Source organism: Martelella sp. FLE1502 (assembly GCF_053484255.1).
This window is the reverse complement of the sequence record NZ_JBAKFQ010000001.1, coordinates 387,263-402,278: the sequence shown is the minus strand read 5'-3', so window position 1 is coordinate 402,278 and position 15,016 is coordinate 387,263. Positions and strand designations below refer to the sequence as shown.

Genomic DNA, 15,016 nt, shown 5'->3' with positions numbered 1-15,016 from the left:
GGCGCACGCGATGATCGGCCTTGTGCTCATCCACAAGCCGTTCGAACACGTGCCATGGAATATGCTTTTGTATCTGATGGAAAACGCTATTTTGGTGATGCATGGCATTGATCTCCTGCTTGCGTCCAGAACGCCGCGAAACGTCTGAAAACAAGTAGAATCAATGCCATGCGCCTTGTCTACAAATTTAAACCGGACAGCAGTGGGTCAAGCCCGAGGATGACGCCGAGTGGAGGGGATACGGTTTCTCTGAAGTCTGAGTGCGAACTGTGGGGCGGGCTATTCCGGCTGTCAGAAACGCATCACATGGTCGCGATGGTCAGCTTCTTGCCGGTGAGCTTGGCAAGCTGGTCGAGGCGGCCTTCCACGCGTTCGCCGATGAAATCGGCGTATTGCTCGGGCACCACCAGTTCGAGATCGAAATCCGTGTTCTTTGCCGGCAGAAAGTCGAGCGCGCCGACGATGCCGGGCATGGAGGCGGAGAACAGGTAGGCGACGCGCAGGAGACCGCCGAGCAGTTTGGCGCGTTCCAGCAGTTCGGGCGTCGAGATCGTGCCGAGGTCGTCGGTGTGGTTGTCGTCGCGCAGGCCTTCATAGCGGTAGTAATTGGTAAGCGCGATGAAGGCGCGGCCGGGATGGGTGATGCCGGTGAGCGCCGAGTGTGCGATTACGTTCAGCGACTGGGAGCCCCGGAAATCGGGGTGCGCGCGCCAGCTGATATCGGCGAGCAGGCAGGCGGCCTGGCGGTAGCGCGCCTCTTCCGGCGTTTCCTCGATGCCGAAACGGCGCAGCATCAGCCCGGTCCAAGCGGCGATTTCGGCAGCGTGCTTGGGCGAGCGGGCGCGCAAAAGCGCCAGTTGACGTGCGGCAACCAGCAGCGGGTCCTGGTCTTGTTCCTCCGCGCTCAGGAGTGAATAGAGCAGGCCCTCGCGCACGCCTTGCGCGGAAAAGCTGATCGCCTTCGGCTGCATCACGCTCAGAACTTCGCGCATGGCGATCGCGCCGAAGGGCAAGAGCATGCGGCGGTTCTTGGAAACGGCCTGCCAGGCCGGGTCCTTCTGCTCCTCGTCGGCGCCGATGCGGTCGAGAAAGGCCATCATCTCGTCGAAGCCGATCTCGTAGCCCTGCATCATCGTCAGCGGATAATTGTTGATCTCCATATGGAGCCTGGCGATGTTGCGCCAGGTGCCGCCGACGGCATAGAAGGTGCGGCCGCGGCCTTTTTCCAGGAAAGTGACCTTCTTGACCTGCTTCTTGGCGAAGTTGCGGGCCTTTGCCAGCGAGCCTTCCGAAAGCTCCGAAAGGCGGATGCCGCCGAGCGGCAGCGTGATGCCGTCGCCATAGGTCTTGTCCTTGATGTCGATGAGTTCGAGCGAGCCGCCGCCAAGGTCACCGGCGATCCCGTCGGGCTCGTGAAAGCCGCTGATGATGCCATAGGCGGAATAGAGCGCTTCCTCGCGCCCCGTCAGAACCCGGACATCGATGCCGAGGATCTTCTCCGCCGCCTCGATGAAGGCCGGGCCGTTGCTCGCCTCGCGCGCCGCGGCCGTCGCCAGCACATGCATGGTGACCGAACGGGCCTGGGTGGCAAGCGCCTTGAAGCGTTTCAGGGCCCGCAGGGCCCGTTCTACGCCTTCTTCGTTCATCTTGCCGCTGGCCGCGATACCGCGACCGAGGCCGCACAGGACCTTTTCGTTGAACAGCACGGTCGGCGCGCGCGACAGGCCTTCATAGATGACGATGCGAACCGAGTTCGATCCTATATCGACCACGGAGACAGGGGAAATACCGCGAAGGCGCCCCTGCGCTTCAGATTCGACCATAAATACCCGGCTTATTTGGTGCGGCCCGAAAGCAGGCCGGCGATGAGCTTCGGCGCACTTGATTTCAGGGCTTCTCCGCGGCCGGACAGGCTCGGATTGGTCATGAAATACTCCTGCGCGTTGAACGGTTCCTCGCCCTCGCGCGGTTCCGTCCGCCGCGAGGTTCCGTCGGGGAGTATCTCGTAGCTCTGCTGATTGTCAATGATATTGCCCAGCATGATCTGGGACAGAACCTGTTCATGCACGGTGGGGTTGGTGACCGGGACGATGGTCTCAACCCGGCGATCGAGGTTGCGCGGCATCAGGTCGGCCGAACCGAGATAGACATGGGCGTTTTCCGAGGGCAGGCCGTGGCCATTGCCGAAGCAGTAGATCCGGGAATGCTCAAGGAAACGCCCGACGATCGACTTGACGCGGATATTTTCCGAAAGCCCCGGCACCTGCGGGCGCAGGCAGCAGATGCCGCGCACCACAAGCTCGATCTGCACGCCTTCCCCGCTGGCACGGTAAAGCGCGTCGATGATCTTGGGATCGACCAGCGAATTCATCTTCATCCAGATCGCGCCGGGAAGGCCGCTCCGGACATGCTCGATCTCTTCCTCGATATGCTGGAGAATGCGCGGCCGCATGGTCTTCGGCGAGACCGCGATCTGCATGTTCTCCTCAAGCTCGCCATAGCCGGTGATGAAGTTGAAGATTTCGGCGACGTCGTTGGCGATCTCGGGATTGCAGGTGAAATAGGACAGGTCGGTATAGATCTTGGCAGTGATCGGGTGGTAGTTGCCGGTGCCGATATGGCAATAGGTCCTGAGGTTCTGCTCCTCGCGGCGCACCACCATGGAGAGTTTCGCGTGGGTCTTCAGCTCGATGAAGCCGAACACCACCTGCACGCCGGCGCGCTCCAGATCGCGCGCCCAGCGGATATTGGCCTCCTCATCGAAGCGGGCCTTCAGCTCCACCAGCGCCGTTACGGACTTGCCGGCCTCGGCGGCATCGATGAGGGCGCGCACGATCGGGCTGTCATTGGAGGTGCGGTAAAGCGTCTGCTTGATGGCGAGCACGTTCGGGTCGCGGGCGGCCTGGATCAGGAACTGGACCACGACGTCGAAGGATTCGTAAGGGTGATGAACCACGAAATCCTTCTCGCGGATCGCCGCGAAACTGTCTCCGATATGCTCGCGCACGCGTTCGGGAAAGCGCGGGTTAAACGGCTTGAACAGAAGGTCCGGCCGCGGCGCCTTGGTGATTTCCGAAAGCGTGTTGAGCGCCAGAAGGCCGGGCAGCACGGCAACGCGGTCTTCCGGCACGCCGAGTTCGTGGATCACGAAATGGCGCAGCGAGGCCGGCATTTCGCTGTCGGTCTCGATGCGGATCACCGAGCCTCGGCGGCGGCGCTTCAGCGCGCTTTCGAAATAGCGCACCAGGTCTTCCGCCTCTTCCTCAAGTTCGATATCGCTGTCGCGGATGATCCGGAACGTGCCGTAGCCCTGCACCTCGTAGCCCGGATAGAGCCGCTGAATGAACAGGCCGATCACGTCTTCCATGGTGATATAGCGGATCGCGCCGTCGAGATCGGGCAGGCGCACAAAGCGGTTCATCGAGGGCGGCAGGCGCAGCATCGCGTTCATCGCCTCGCGGCCATGGCGGCTGACAAGCTGCAGCCCCATGGTGAAGCCGAGATTGGGAATGAACGGGAAGGGATGCGCGGGATCGATCGAAAGCGGCGTCAGAACCGGGAAGATACCCTGCTCGAACTCATTGGTGAGCCACTGCCGGTCCTCATCGGACAGCACGCTCGGACGCACGATCATCACGCCTTCATTGGCCATATACTGCTGGAGCACGGCAAGGGCGGCCTGCTGCTCCATCTGCAGATTGTCGATTTCGCGCAGGATGTCGGACAACTGCTCGGCCGGCGTCTTGCCGTCGGCGGACAGCATGGTGACCCCCTGGCGCACCTGACCCTCGAGGCCGGCCACGCGGACCATGAAGAACTCGTCGAGATTGGCGGCGGAGATCGACAGGAACCGCACCCGTTCCAGCAGCGGATGCGCCGGGTTCAGGGTTTCCTCGAGCACGCGGCGATTGAACTGCAGCCAGGAGAATTCGCGATTGATGAACCGCGCCGGGCTCTTGGAGAGATCCTCGGCAGCGCCCAATTCGACGATTTCCGAAACGCTCGAAGACAGGTCGTTCATGATGTGCGTTCTTCCTCTTGCTGGCCGGATATCGGCATGCGGACGTTGATCATTTGCCGCTTAGCCCAGTTTGGCAACGATACTATGACATATAGCAGGTTTGTGGCGATTGACGCGCATTTCAAGCGCGAATTCGCATTCAGCGCCTCAACCCGCGGCGGTATCGAGGGGAACGGAATTCCGTTTCTCCTCCACCTGCGCGGCAAGGGTCAAAGCCCGAAACCGGCCGGGCGGCATGCCGTAGGTCTTGGCGAAATGCCGGGTCATGTGGCTCTGGTCGGCAAAGCCGGAAGCGGTGGCGGCCTCGGCCAGCGGCGCGCCCGCGATGATCATCGCCCTTGCCCGCGAAAGGCGGCGCTGGACGAGGTAGCGATGCGGGCTGGTGCCGTAGAGCGCGCGGAACTGGCGGGCGAGCGTGAACCGGTCGAGGCCGGCGATCTCCTCCAACCGCTGCGAACCGATCGCTTCCGCCGCGCATTCGCTCAAGACGTCGCGGCAAAGCGCGAGCGCCCGGCGGTCGATGGATTTTGAAGCGCGGCCCCGGGCATCGCCCAGGCGCAGAAGATGGTGTGCGATCTCGGCGATCAGGCCGTCGCGCTTCAATTCGCCCATTTCGCCGTCGAGTTCGTCGAGCGCCTCGATAAGGCTTGCCCTCAGCGGCGCATCCTCGGCCACGGGATCGCGGACAAAGGGCAGGGCGGCGGCAAGCCCATCAATGGCGGCCATGATCTTTTCCGGCGGCAGGTAGATCATCCGGTAGGTGAGCCCGTCCTCGCCGCCTGCGCCGCCGTCATGCAACTCGTCGGGATGCAGGATGATCAGACGCCCGGGCGTCGAAAAGCGCGCCGCGCCGCGATAGGAAAAGGTCTGGACGCCCGCGATCGTCAGTCCCAGCGCATAGGTGTCGTGGCGGTGCGGCGAGAAGCCATTGCCGGAAAACCGTGCCTCCAGCCGCTCGATGCCGTCCTCGGCGGGCGCTGACAAGATCGCGTCCCGCCTGCACGAACGTTCAAGATCGCCGCCCTTCGCTTTCGCTAGGATGGCGTCTGACCGTTCAAATCCTTTTCCGGAGTTCGCATTCATGTTCGACACCAAATTCGTCATCGTCGTGCGCGAGGATCTCGCCCAATGGCAGAAGCTCAACGTCACCGCCTTTCTCGCGACCGGCGTCGCCGGCGCGGCAGAGGGCCTGTTGGGAGAAGACTACAGGGACGGCGCGGGCAATGTCTATCACCCGCTCTGCGCCCAGCCGATCATCGTGCTCGGGGCCGATGGAGACACGTTGAAGAAGGTGCAGAGCCGCGCGCTGAAACGCGGCGTGGCAGCGGCGCTCTATATCGAGGAAATGTTTTCGACGGGCCATGACGCCGCGAACCGCGCCGTCTTCGCCGAATTTTCCCCGGAGGATGCCAGGGTGGTCGGCATCGCCTTCCGGGCGGAGAAGAAGATCGCCGACAAGATCACGAAAGGCGCGAAGATGCACCCGTGAGGAGACGCCCGGCCGCCATGGCAGCCGGGCGTTCAGAGATTACTTCGCGTTCAGGAAGTCGGCGACTTCGAGGATCACGAATTCATTGTCGTCGGCGGCATTCAGGCTGCGGCCCGCCGAGAACGGCAGGTTGTTGTCATTGCCGACGATGATGTGGCTGTCGTCGATAATGTCGACATCCTCGATGGTCACGAATGGCATGGTGTAGACGCCGTCCTTGGCGCCCTGGCGGGCGACGCCGTCCGGGTCCGCGATATTCATCAGATCGATATAGCCGATCTTGCGGGCAGCGCCGTTGACGTTGTCGTCGGTCATCTCGATCTTGTAGATGCGCTTCAGCATGGCCGGCTTTTCAAAGCAGCCGGTGGCCGTATCGGAGGCGCAGGCCATCGACGGATCGCCTTCGCCGCCATCACGCTCGATGACGAGGCCGGTGGTGGCGTCGATCATGTTGAAATCGCCGATATTGGTGCCGCCATCGGCGAACGGATAGAGCCAGTAGCGGCCGGTCCATTCCTTGGCGGCGGTGTCGAATTCCAGCACGCGCAGCGCCGGCTGGCCATCGGCCATTTCCGGCTTGCCGTCAATGACGATTGGCTTTTCCAGCATGGCGTAAAGATGCGCGCCATCCGGCGAGATCGCCATGCCCTCGAAGCCGCCGGAACGCGGCAGGTTGTAGGCGGGCATTTCTCCGCCCGGGTTCGGCAGCGACAGCGAAACGTTGTCGGGCGACATTACTGGCTTGCCGTCGGCGCGCGTCTCATAGACCGCCTGCAACTCGCCTGCCTTGTTGAACTTCAGGAGATAGGGGCCGAGTTCGTCGCCGATCCAGAAGCCGTCCTCGACCGGCTGGATCGATTCGATGTCGAAATCCGTGCCGGTCAGATAGCGGCTGTCGGAGCCTTCGAGCACGATCGGGAAGGGCACGACCATGTTGGGGTCGGAGAGGAAGATGGTCGTCTTGCGGTCAACCGTGCCGGCATCCCAGTTGAAGCCGATATGGTGGATCATCAGCGCGGCGTCGGAGGAGTTGGCCTTGGAGCCGAAACCGTTGTCGGAGAGCGACCAGAAGGTGCCGTCGCCCATGGCCTTGATGCCGGAAAAGCCCTGCACCGGCTGGCCGTCGAAGGGCGTTGCAAGCCCGGTTTCGCGCTTGGCGGACATGCCGGGCACGCTGCCGATTTCGGTAACGCGCGGCTGGCCGAGCTTCAGGAACTTCGCCGATGTCTGGATATAGGCGGGCGCGTCAGCCGGCGCGGCGATGATCGTGTTTGCCGGCGGGATGGCGTGAGCGGTGAGCTTTGCCTGGAACTGGGCGTCATCGGCAAGGGCCGTGCCGGCCAGAAGCGTGGCGGCAGCGGCGAGAAAGAGGGTCTTCATGAAATATCCCCGTGTGTTGGAAAACACGGGGAGCGTTAGCGCCTGCTTATGTCGGAGATTTCACGGAGCGATGAAGCTTTCGTGTCAGATGTCGATCATCTCGACCTTCCTGTCGACGAAGCGCAGGGCGACGTCGCCATTCAGGAGCTTCAGCGCCGGCTCGCCGTAAAGCTTGCGCCGCCAGCCCTTCATGGCTTCGACGTCGGCGTTTTCGCCTTCGGCCGCGATCCTGTCGAGATCGTCGGAAGAGGCGATCACGCGGGCGGCGACCTGGTTCTGCTCGGCAACGATCTTCAGCAGCACCTTCAAAAGCTCAGCGGCGGCGGCCGCCCCTTCGGGCATATGCGGCTGGCGAGGCAGGCGCGGAAGCTCCGCCTTCGGAATGGCAAGCGCCGTCTTGACCGCCTCCAGCAGGCCCGAAGCCGCCTGCGAGCGTTCCCAGCCCTTTGGGATCATGCGCAGTTTTGCCAGCGTCTCCGGTTCGGTCGGATGCTGCTGGGCGATTTCATAGATGGTGTCGTCCTTCAGCACCCGGCGGCGCGGCTGGTTGCGCTCGCGCGCCTCGTTCTCGCGCCATTCGGCAACCTTCTGCATCACCGCGAAATCGAGCGGCTTCTTGATGCGGAGCTTCAGCCGTGTCCAGGCCTGTTCCGGCGGCAGGTCGTAGGTCTGCGGGCTTTCGAGGATCGCCATCTCCTCCTCCACCCAGTCGGTGCGGCCTTCGCGCTCAAGCTCGGCCTTCAGCGTGAGATAGACATCGCGCAAATGGGTGACGTCGGCCAGCGCATAGGAAAGCTGCTTGTCGTTGAGCGGACGGGCGCGCCAGTCTGTGAAGCGCGAGGATTTGTCGATATGCGCGCCGGTGATGCGGGAGACCAGTTGATCATAGGAAATGCTGTCGCCGAAACCGCAGACCATGGCGGCGACCTGCGTGTCGAACAGCGGCGTGGGCAGCATGTTGCCGAGATGATAGACGATCTCGAGGTCCTGCCGCGCGGCGTGAAACACCTTCACCACCGATGTGTCGGCCATCAGCGCGAAGAACGGCTTGAGATCGATGCCCTTGGCCAGCGGGTCCACCAGCACTTCCAGATCGGGGCTCGCCATCTGGATCAGGCAAAGCTCCGGCCAGAAGGTGCTTTCGCGGATGAACTCGGTGTCGATCGTGACGAAGTCGGATTTGGCGAGCGTGGCGCAAGCCTCGGCAAGGGCGGCAGTGGTTTCGATCATCTTCAAATATCGTCTCGTTTCTCGCCACCTTTCCTTCGCCTTTGCGGCGGCGATGTCAAGGGAAGGGGCGGCGGGAGCGCGAAAACGTCACCCAAACACGCGGTTGAGAAATTGGATTTTCGGTGCCGGTTCAACGATGTCATGAGGCGTCGGCCTCTGGCACTCCCGTCATCCTCGGCCTTGTGCCGAGGATCTAACCCCGTTTCGTCGCGAGCGGAGTTGGCGTTTTGGCAATGTCCACGGCGTGCGGCCGATACGCCTGTCGTGGGGTGATGTGCTTAGATCCTCGGCACAAGGCCGAGGATGACGCCGAGAATGGGGAAAGGTCGGTCTGCCGGTCGAGCCGTTTCTGCGAAATGTTGGCTCACTCTCAGTGACGCGCGCCAAGCTGATTTACGCCCCCGCGCGGGGCTTTTCCTTGACAAAATGCGCCCGTCATGCGCTTTTCCGCGCGAATTCATGATACGGGGCCGTTCCGCGCGCCCGAAAACCCGTTACGGAAAAGATTATGCACCGCTACCGCAGCCATACCTGTGCCGCCCTCAACAAGTCCGACGTTGGCCAGACCGCCCGCCTTTCCGGCTGGGTGCACCGCGTGCGCGACCATGGCGGCGTGCTCTTCATCGACCTGCGCGACCATTACGGCATGACCCAGGTGGTCGCCGATCCGGATTCGCCCGCCTTCGCCACCGCCGAGAAGGTGCGCGGCGAATGGGTGATTCGCGTCGACGGCAAGGTGCGCGCGCGCACCGAGGACACGGTCAACAAGAACATGGCGACCGGCGAGATCGAACTCTATGCAGAAGAGATCGAAGTCCTGTCGGCGGCCAAGGAACTGCCGGTTCCGGTGTTCGGCGAACCCGAATATCCCGAAGACGTGCGCCTGAAATACCGCTTCCTCGACCTGCGCCGCGAGACGCTGCACGCCAACATCGTCAAGCGCACCAAGATTGTCGCCTCGATGCGGTCCGCCATGGCCGATGCCGGCTTCGGCGAGTATTCGACGCCGATCCTGACGGCCTCTTCGCCGGAAGGCGCACGCGATTTCCTGGTGCCGAGCCGCATCCATCAGGGCAAGTTCTACGCCCTCCCGCAGGCCCCGCAGCAGTACAAGCAGCTTCTGATGGTCGCCGGTTTCGACCGCTATTTCCAGATCGCCCCGTGCTTCCGCGACGAGGACCCGCGCGCCGACCGCCTGCCGGGCGAGTTCTACCAGCTCGACGTCGAGATGAGCTTCGTGACCCAGGAAGATGTCTGGGACACGATGGAGCCGGTGATGACCGGCGTCTTCGAGCAATTCGCCGATGGCAAGCCGGTCACCAAAAAGTGGCCGCGCATTCCCTATGACGAGGCGATCCGCAAATATGGTTCCGACAAGCCGGACCTTCGCAACCCGATCGTGATGGAAGCCGTCACCGAGCATTTCGCCGGTTCCGGCTTCAAGGTGTTCGCCGGCATGATCGAGAAGAACCCGAAGGTCGAAGTCTGGGCGATCCCGGCCAAGACTGGCGGCAGCCGCGCCTTCTGCGACCGGATGAACTCCTGGGCGCAGGGTCAGGGCCAGCCTGGGCTGGGCTATATCTTCTGGCGCAAGGAAGGAGAAGACCTGACGGGCGCCGGGCCGCTGGCCAAGAATATCGGCCCGGAGCGCACCGAGGCGATCCGCGCGCAGCTTGGGCTGGATGAGGGCGATGCATGCTTCTTCGTCGCGGGCGAACCGGCGAAGTTCTACAAGTTTGCGGGGGAAGCGCGCACCCGCGTTGGCGACGAGCTGGGGCTGACCGACAAGGACCGGTTCGAGCTTTGCTGGATCGTCGACTTCCCGTTCTACGAATGGCTGGAAGACGAGAAGAAGGTCGATTTCTCGCACAACCCGTTCTCGATGCCGCAGGGCGGCCTTGATGCGCTGGAAAACCAGGACCCGCTGACGATCAAGGCCTATCAGTATGACGCCGTCTGCAACGGCTACGAGATCGCCTCGGGGTCGATCCGTAACCAGTTGCCGGAAGTCATGGTCAAGGCGTTCGAGATCACCGGCAAGAGCGCTGCCGATGTGGAAGAGCAGTTCGGCGGCCTCTACCGCGCCTTCCAGTATGGGGCGCCCCCGCATGGCGGCTGCGCCTTCGGCATCGACCGCATCGTGATGCTGCTTGCCGGCGCCAAGACGGTGCGCGAGGTGGCGCTGTTCCCGATGAACCAGCAGGCCCAGGACCTGCTGATGGGCGGCCCCTCCGAGGCCGAACCGGCCCAGCTCCGCGAACTCGGCCTGCGGCTGATACCGCAGAAGAAGGACTGAGGCCTTCAGGTAGCGCAATTTTTGAGAAGCCCCGGTGAGCGATCGCCGGGGTTTTCCGTTTTGGGCGAAAGGTCTCCCGCCCGTATTGGCGGGGCGAGGCACGCCCTGTCTTTCCGCGCCCGCCGGATGAGCTTCTTATACTTTATGCTAATGCTCACCCGTGCAAAGCATAAAATGGCAGATAAATATTGAACCGGGAAAGAATGGAATATAAATTCTTTTTCACGCGGCACGGGGAGCGGGCCGCGTTTGGGAGAAAGCCGGTCGGCCGTGAGGAGATGGCTCCGGTTTTGAACGGGAGGAATCCATGAAGAAGCAATTATTGGCCCTTGCGGCCACGGCACTCGCGTTTGGCGCCATGATGCCCGCCGCGGCCCAGGCCGAAGGCGAGCGTTTCGTGCTGATCTCGCACGCGCCGGACAGCGACAGCTGGTGGAACACCATCAAGAACGCCATCAATGTGGCGGGCGACCAGATGGACGTCGAAGTCGAATACCGCAACCCGGCCACCGGCGACCTTGCCGACATGGCGCGCATCGTCCAGCAGGCGACCGCCTCCAATCCGGACGGCATCATCGTCACCATCGCCGATTACGACGTGCTTTCCGGTCCGGTTGCCGATGCCGTCGCCAAGGGCATTCCGGTGATCACCATCAATTCGGGCACCGAGGAGCAGTCGAAGCAGCTCGGCGCGATGATGCATATCGGCCAGCCGGAATATACCGCCGGCAAGCTCGCGGGCGAGCGCGCCAAGAAGGAATCCGGCGCGGAAAGCTTCGTCTGCGTCAACCACTACATCACCAACCCGGCCTCGGTGGAACGCTGCCAGGGCTTTGCCGATGGTCTCGGCGTTGAGCTCGGCGACCAGATGATCGACAGCGGCATGGACCCGTCGGAAGTCAAGTCGAAGGTGATGGCCTATCTGAACGCAAACCCCGACACCGGCGCCATCCTGACGCTCGGCCCCAATTCCGCCGAACCGACGCTGGCGGCGCTTGATGAGATGGGCAAGGCGGGCGAAGTCTATTTCGGCACGTTCGACCTGTCGACCGCGATTGCCGATGCGATCAAGGCAGGCACGATCAACTTCGCGATCGACCAGCAGCCTTATCTGCAGGGCTATCTGCCGGTGGTTCTTCTGACGAACTACGCTCGATACGGCGTGATGCCGTCCAACTCGATCAATTCGGGTCCGGGTTTCACCACCAAGGACAATATCGAACTGGTTGAAAAATACGCCGGTCAGTACCGCTAAATGACAGGCGCCGCGCGCCCATTGCGGGCGCGTGGCGTTTTCCTGCCAACACGCAATGAGGGCCGCGCGCCGTCGCGCTGCCGCCTGTTTGCCTGCCAGAAGGAATGGTCTTGCCCATGTCCGAAACACCCAAGCCGATCGAGGAAATGGTCGCCGAGGAGCGTATGCGTGCCGTCCCGCGCTGGCGCAAGGCGCTGGTGCGGCCGGAACTCGGCAGCATTTGCGGCACCATTCTGGTGTTCGTGCTGTTCATCTTCATTGCCGGCGACAGCGGCATGTTTTCCGCCGAGGGCTTCATCAACTGGGGCACGGTTTCGGCGCAGTTCGCGATCCTCGCCGTGGGCGCCTGCCTGCTGATGATCGCCGGCGAGTTCGATCTCTCCATCGGCTCGATGATCGGCTTTTCCGGCATCATCATCGCACTTCTGACGGTGCAGCTCGGCGTGCCCGCCTGGCTCGCCATCCTCGCCGCCTTCGCGCTGGCGCTCGCGATCGGCGCGCTCAACGGCTATCTGGTGATCAGCACCGGACTTCCCTCCTTCATCGTCACGCTCGCCTTCCTGTTCATTTTGAGGGGGCTCACGATCTATATCGCGATCGCCACCACCTCGAAGACCATCATCGGCGGGGTGCGCGAGGCGGCCGAGGGCGATTGGCTGGCCGCGCTTTTCGGCGGCACGGTGCTGAAGGGGCTGTTTTCCTGGCTTGCCGAGCACGACATGATCGGCACCTTCGTCGCCGGCCCCCGCGCCGGCCAGCCGGTGGTCGAGGGCATTCCAATGTTGATGGTCTGGGCGCTGGCGCTGATTATCATCGGCCATTTCATCCTGGTGCGCACCAAGTTCGGTAACTGGATCTTCGCCGCCGGCGGCGATGCCCAGGCGGCGCGCTATGTCGGCGTGCCGGTGAACCGGGTGAAGGTCCTGATGTTCATGCTCACCGCCTTCTGCGCCACGGTTTTCGCCACCTGCCAGGTGATGGAATTCGGCTCGGCGGCGGCAGACCGCGGGCTTTTGAAGGAATTCGAGGCGATCATCTCGGTCGTCATCGGCGGCGCGCTTCTGACCGGCGGCTATGGTTCCGTCATCGGGGCTGCCCTTGGCGCGCTGATCTTCGGCGTGGTCCAGCAGGGCCTGTTCTTCGCCGGCGTCGAAAGCTCGCTGTTTCGGGTCTTCCTCGGCGTCATCCTGCTTCTGGCGGTGATCCTGAACACCTATATCCGCCGCCGTATCACGGGAGAACGCTGAGATGAGCGAACCGCTGATCGAACTCGTCGATATCGAGAAACATTTCGGCCCCGTCATCGCGCTTTCCGGCGTGTCGCTCTCGGTTTTTGCCGGGGAATGCCATTGCCTGCTAGGCGATAACGGCGCCGGCAAATCGACCTTCATCAAGACCATGTCCGGCGTCCACAAACCGAGCGCCGGGCGCATTCTTGTCGATGGCAAGGAGCGCAGCTTCAACGATCCGCGCGATGCGATGGCCGCGGGCATCGCCACCGTCTACCAGGACCTCGCGATGATCCCGCTAATGTCGGTGACCCGCAATTTCTGGATGGGTCGCGAGCCGGAGAAGCGTTTCGGCCCGGTCAAGGTCTTCGATCACAAGAAGGCCGGCGCCATCACCGTCGAGGAAATGGCGAAGATGGGTATCCATCTGCGCTCGGCCGATCAGGCCGTCGGCACGTTGTCGGGCGGCGAGCGGCAGACCGTCGCGATCGCCCGTGCCGTCTATTTCGGCGCCCGGGTACTGATCCTCGACGAGCCGACCTCGGCGCTCGGCGTGCGCCAGACGGCCAATGTGCTCTCCACCATCGACCGGGTGCGCAAGGCCGGCGTCGGCGTGATCTTCATCACCCACAATGTCCGCCACGCGCTCGCCGTCGGCGACCGCTTCACCGTCATCAATCACGGCCACACACTCGGCACCGCCAAACGCGGCGAGATCGGCGCGGAGGAACTGCAGGACATGATGGCCGGCGGCCGCGAGATGGTGGAGCTGGAAAGCTCGCTCGGCGGCACTGTGTGAGGTGAGGCCACGCACCTATCGTGCCCGTTCCGTCGCCGCATAGCCCCCAATCTTCTCGCCCCGGAGGGGAGAGATGTCGCGAAAGCGACAGTGAGGGGGAGTCTATCCCCGCGAACGCCCTCACGGTTTGGCATCCTGAACCACCCTCACTGCCCCTGTCGGGGCATCTCTCCCGCCAGCGGGAGAGAGTATTTGGGGGCTATGCGGTAAGACCATGCGCGATGGCCTTGCCGCAATGTTCAAACCTGACGCCGTCAGATACGTTCACCTGTCTCCGCATCGAACAGGTGAATCTTGTCGAAATCCGGCCTGATGGTGAGGCGGTCATGGGCGTCGACCGTCAGCCATTCGCGCTGGGCGACCATGATGTCGTCCTCGCCGATGCGGCAGATGATCTGGGTCTCGGCCCCGGTCGGCTCGACCACAACGACCTCGACATCAACCCCGGCATCATCGAGCGTGATATGTTCCGGACGGATGCCGTAGATCACCTTGCGGCCGGGCGCGACCGCGCAACCCGGCGGAAGCGGCAACCGCCCGCCGCCTTTGGCGACGAATTCCGGCGGACCGTCCGCGCTGACGCGGCCTTCCATCAGGTTCATGCCCGGCGAGCCGATGAAGCCGGCCACGAACACGTTCTTCGGGGTCGCGTAGAGTTCGAGCGGCGTGCCGTACTGTTCCACATGGCCATCCCGCATCACCACGATCCGGTCGGCCATGGTCATGGCCTCGATCTGGTCGTGGGTGACGTAGACGATGGTGGTCTTGAGCCGCTGGTGGAGTTGCTTGATCTCCGAGCGCATCTGAACGCGCAGCTTGGCGTCGAGATTGGAGAGCGGCTCGTCGAACAGGAATACCTGCGGCTGGCGCACGATCGCGCGGCCCATGGCAACGCGCTGGCGCTGGCCGCCGGAGAGGTTGCGGGGATAGCGGTCGAGCAGATTTTCCAGCCCGAGGATCTGGGCGGCCTCGCCGACGCGGCGCTTGATCTCGTCCTTCGGCGCTTTCGCCAATCGCAGCGAGAAGCCCATATTGGCCTCCACCGTCATGTGCGGATAGAGCGCGTAGGACTGGAACACCATGGCGATGTCGCGGAGCTTCGGCGCGACGTCGTTGACCACCTTGCCGCCGATCGCGACCTCGCCGCCGCTGATTTCCTCTAGCCCCGCGATCATGCGCAGGAGCGTCGATTTTCCGCAGCCGGACGGACCGACCAGAATGACGAACTCGCCCTCCTGAATGTCGATATCCACGCCATGCAGGACTTCCACATGTCCGTAGCTCTTGCGGACCTTTCTTACGTCTACTGAAGCCATA

Annotated in this window: 12 protein-coding genes; 5 read left to right on the top strand and 7 right to left on the bottom strand. The window is 62.9% G+C overall.

Going from position 1 to position 15,016, the window contains the following annotated elements; all coding sequences use genetic code 11:
* The 4 genes from V6767_RS01870 to V6767_RS01855 all read right to left on the bottom strand — a co-directional run.
* On the bottom strand, positions 1-103 hold a 103-nt coding region (locus tag V6767_RS01870; RefSeq protein ID WP_448471860.1), incomplete at its 3' end, for a DUF4372 domain-containing protein.
* 199 nt (positions 104-302) lie between these two features.
* Positions 303-1,823 carry an exopolyphosphatase gene (ppx, locus tag V6767_RS01865; RefSeq protein ID WP_448471844.1) on the bottom strand — a complete coding sequence of 507 codons (1,521 nt, stop codon included), beginning with the start codon at positions 1,821-1,823 and terminating at the stop codon, positions 303-305.
* Between the two features lie 11 nt (positions 1,824-1,834).
* On the bottom strand, positions 1,835-4,021 hold the full coding sequence (locus tag V6767_RS01860) for an RNA degradosome polyphosphate kinase (RefSeq protein ID WP_448471843.1): 2,187 nt from the start codon (positions 4,019-4,021) through the stop codon (positions 1,835-1,837).
* Between the two features lie 147 nt (positions 4,022-4,168).
* The gene (locus tag V6767_RS01855) at positions 4,169-5,005 is read right to left on the bottom strand and encodes an AraC family transcriptional regulator (protein ID WP_448471842.1); all 837 of its coding nucleotides are present in this window, start codon (positions 5,003-5,005) and stop codon (positions 4,169-4,171) included.
* 97 nt (positions 5,006-5,102) lie between these two features.
* On the opposite strand from V6767_RS01855, the gene V6767_RS01850 reads away from it, so the two are divergent.
* The gene (locus tag V6767_RS01850) at positions 5,103-5,510 is read left to right on the top strand and encodes a DUF2000 family protein (RefSeq protein WP_448471841.1); all 408 of its coding nucleotides are present in this window, start codon (positions 5,103-5,105) and stop codon (positions 5,508-5,510) included.
* A gap of 39 nt (positions 5,511-5,549) precedes the next feature.
* Here V6767_RS01850 and V6767_RS01845 read toward each other — a convergent pair whose 3' ends face one another.
* Both V6767_RS01845 and rnd read right to left on the bottom strand, forming a co-directional pair.
* Positions 5,550-6,890, bottom strand: a complete 1,341-nt coding sequence (locus V6767_RS01845) for an esterase-like activity of phytase family protein (RefSeq protein ID WP_448471840.1) — start codon at positions 6,888-6,890, stop codon at positions 5,550-5,552.
* An 84-nt stretch (positions 6,891-6,974) separates the two neighbouring features.
* The gene (gene rnd / locus V6767_RS01840; RefSeq protein ID WP_448471859.1) at positions 6,975-8,120 is read right to left on the bottom strand and encodes a ribonuclease D; all 1,146 of its coding nucleotides are present in this window, start codon (positions 8,118-8,120) and stop codon (positions 6,975-6,977) included.
* Positions 8,121-8,628: 508 nt separating this feature from the next.
* On the opposite strand from rnd, the gene aspS reads away from it, so the two are divergent.
* The 4 genes from aspS (at position 8,629) to V6767_RS01820 (ending at position 13,699) form a co-directional block, all read left to right on the top strand.
* Positions 8,629-10,416, top strand: a complete 1,788-nt coding sequence (gene aspS, locus V6767_RS01835; RefSeq protein WP_448471839.1) for an aspartate--tRNA ligase — start codon at positions 8,629-8,631, stop codon at positions 10,414-10,416.
* A 307-nt stretch (positions 10,417-10,723) separates the two neighbouring features.
* Entirely contained in the window at positions 10,724-11,671 is a 948-nt protein-coding gene (locus V6767_RS01830) for a sugar ABC transporter substrate-binding protein (RefSeq protein ID WP_448471838.1), read from the top strand.
* A gap of 146 nt (positions 11,672-11,817) precedes the next feature.
* Entirely contained in the window at positions 11,818-12,918 is a 1,101-nt protein-coding gene (locus V6767_RS01825) for an ABC transporter permease (RefSeq protein WP_448471858.1), read from the top strand.
* 1 nt (position 12,919) lies between these two features.
* Positions 12,920-13,699 carry an ATP-binding cassette domain-containing protein gene (locus V6767_RS01820; protein WP_448431005.1) on the top strand — a complete coding sequence of 260 codons (780 nt, stop codon included), beginning with the start codon at positions 12,920-12,922 and terminating at the stop codon, positions 13,697-13,699.
* A 254-nt stretch (positions 13,700-13,953) separates the two neighbouring features.
* Here the strand turns inward: V6767_RS01820 and V6767_RS01815 are convergent, their stop codons facing one another.
* Positions 13,954-15,015, bottom strand: coding sequence for an ABC transporter ATP-binding protein (locus V6767_RS01815; RefSeq protein WP_448471837.1), 1,062 nt, complete (start codon positions 15,013-15,015; stop codon positions 13,954-13,956).
* Position 15,016: the final 1 nt, after the last annotated feature.

Coding starts and splice junctions, on each gene's coding strand:
- ppx (WP_448471844.1), bottom strand. CDS start 1,823: ATGGTCGAATCTGAAGCGCAGGGGCGCCTTCGCGGTATTTCCCCTGTC.
- V6767_RS01860 (WP_448471843.1), bottom strand. CDS start 4,021: ATGAACGACCTGTCTTCGAGCGTTTCGGAAATCGTCGAATTGGGCGCT.
- V6767_RS01850 (WP_448471841.1), top strand. CDS start 5,103: ATGTTCGACACCAAATTCGTCATCGTCGTGCGCGAGGATCTCGCCCAA.
- V6767_RS01845 (WP_448471840.1), bottom strand. CDS start 6,890: ATGAAGACCCTCTTTCTCGCCGCTGCCGCCACGCTTCTGGCCGGCACG.
- rnd (WP_448471859.1), bottom strand. CDS start 8,120: ATGATCGAAACCACTGCCGCCCTTGCCGAGGCTTGCGCCACGCTCGCC.
- aspS (WP_448471839.1), top strand. CDS start 8,629: ATGCACCGCTACCGCAGCCATACCTGTGCCGCCCTCAACAAGTCCGAC.
- V6767_RS01830 (WP_448471838.1), top strand. CDS start 10,724: ATGAAGAAGCAATTATTGGCCCTTGCGGCCACGGCACTCGCGTTTGGC.
- V6767_RS01825 (WP_448471858.1), top strand. CDS start 11,818: ATGGTCGCCGAGGAGCGTATGCGTGCCGTCCCGCGCTGGCGCAAGGCG.
- V6767_RS01820 (WP_448431005.1), top strand. CDS start 12,920: ATGAGCGAACCGCTGATCGAACTCGTCGATATCGAGAAACATTTCGGC.
- V6767_RS01815 (WP_448471837.1), bottom strand. CDS start 15,015: ATGGCTTCAGTAGACGTAAGAAAGGTCCGCAAGAGCTACGGACATGTG.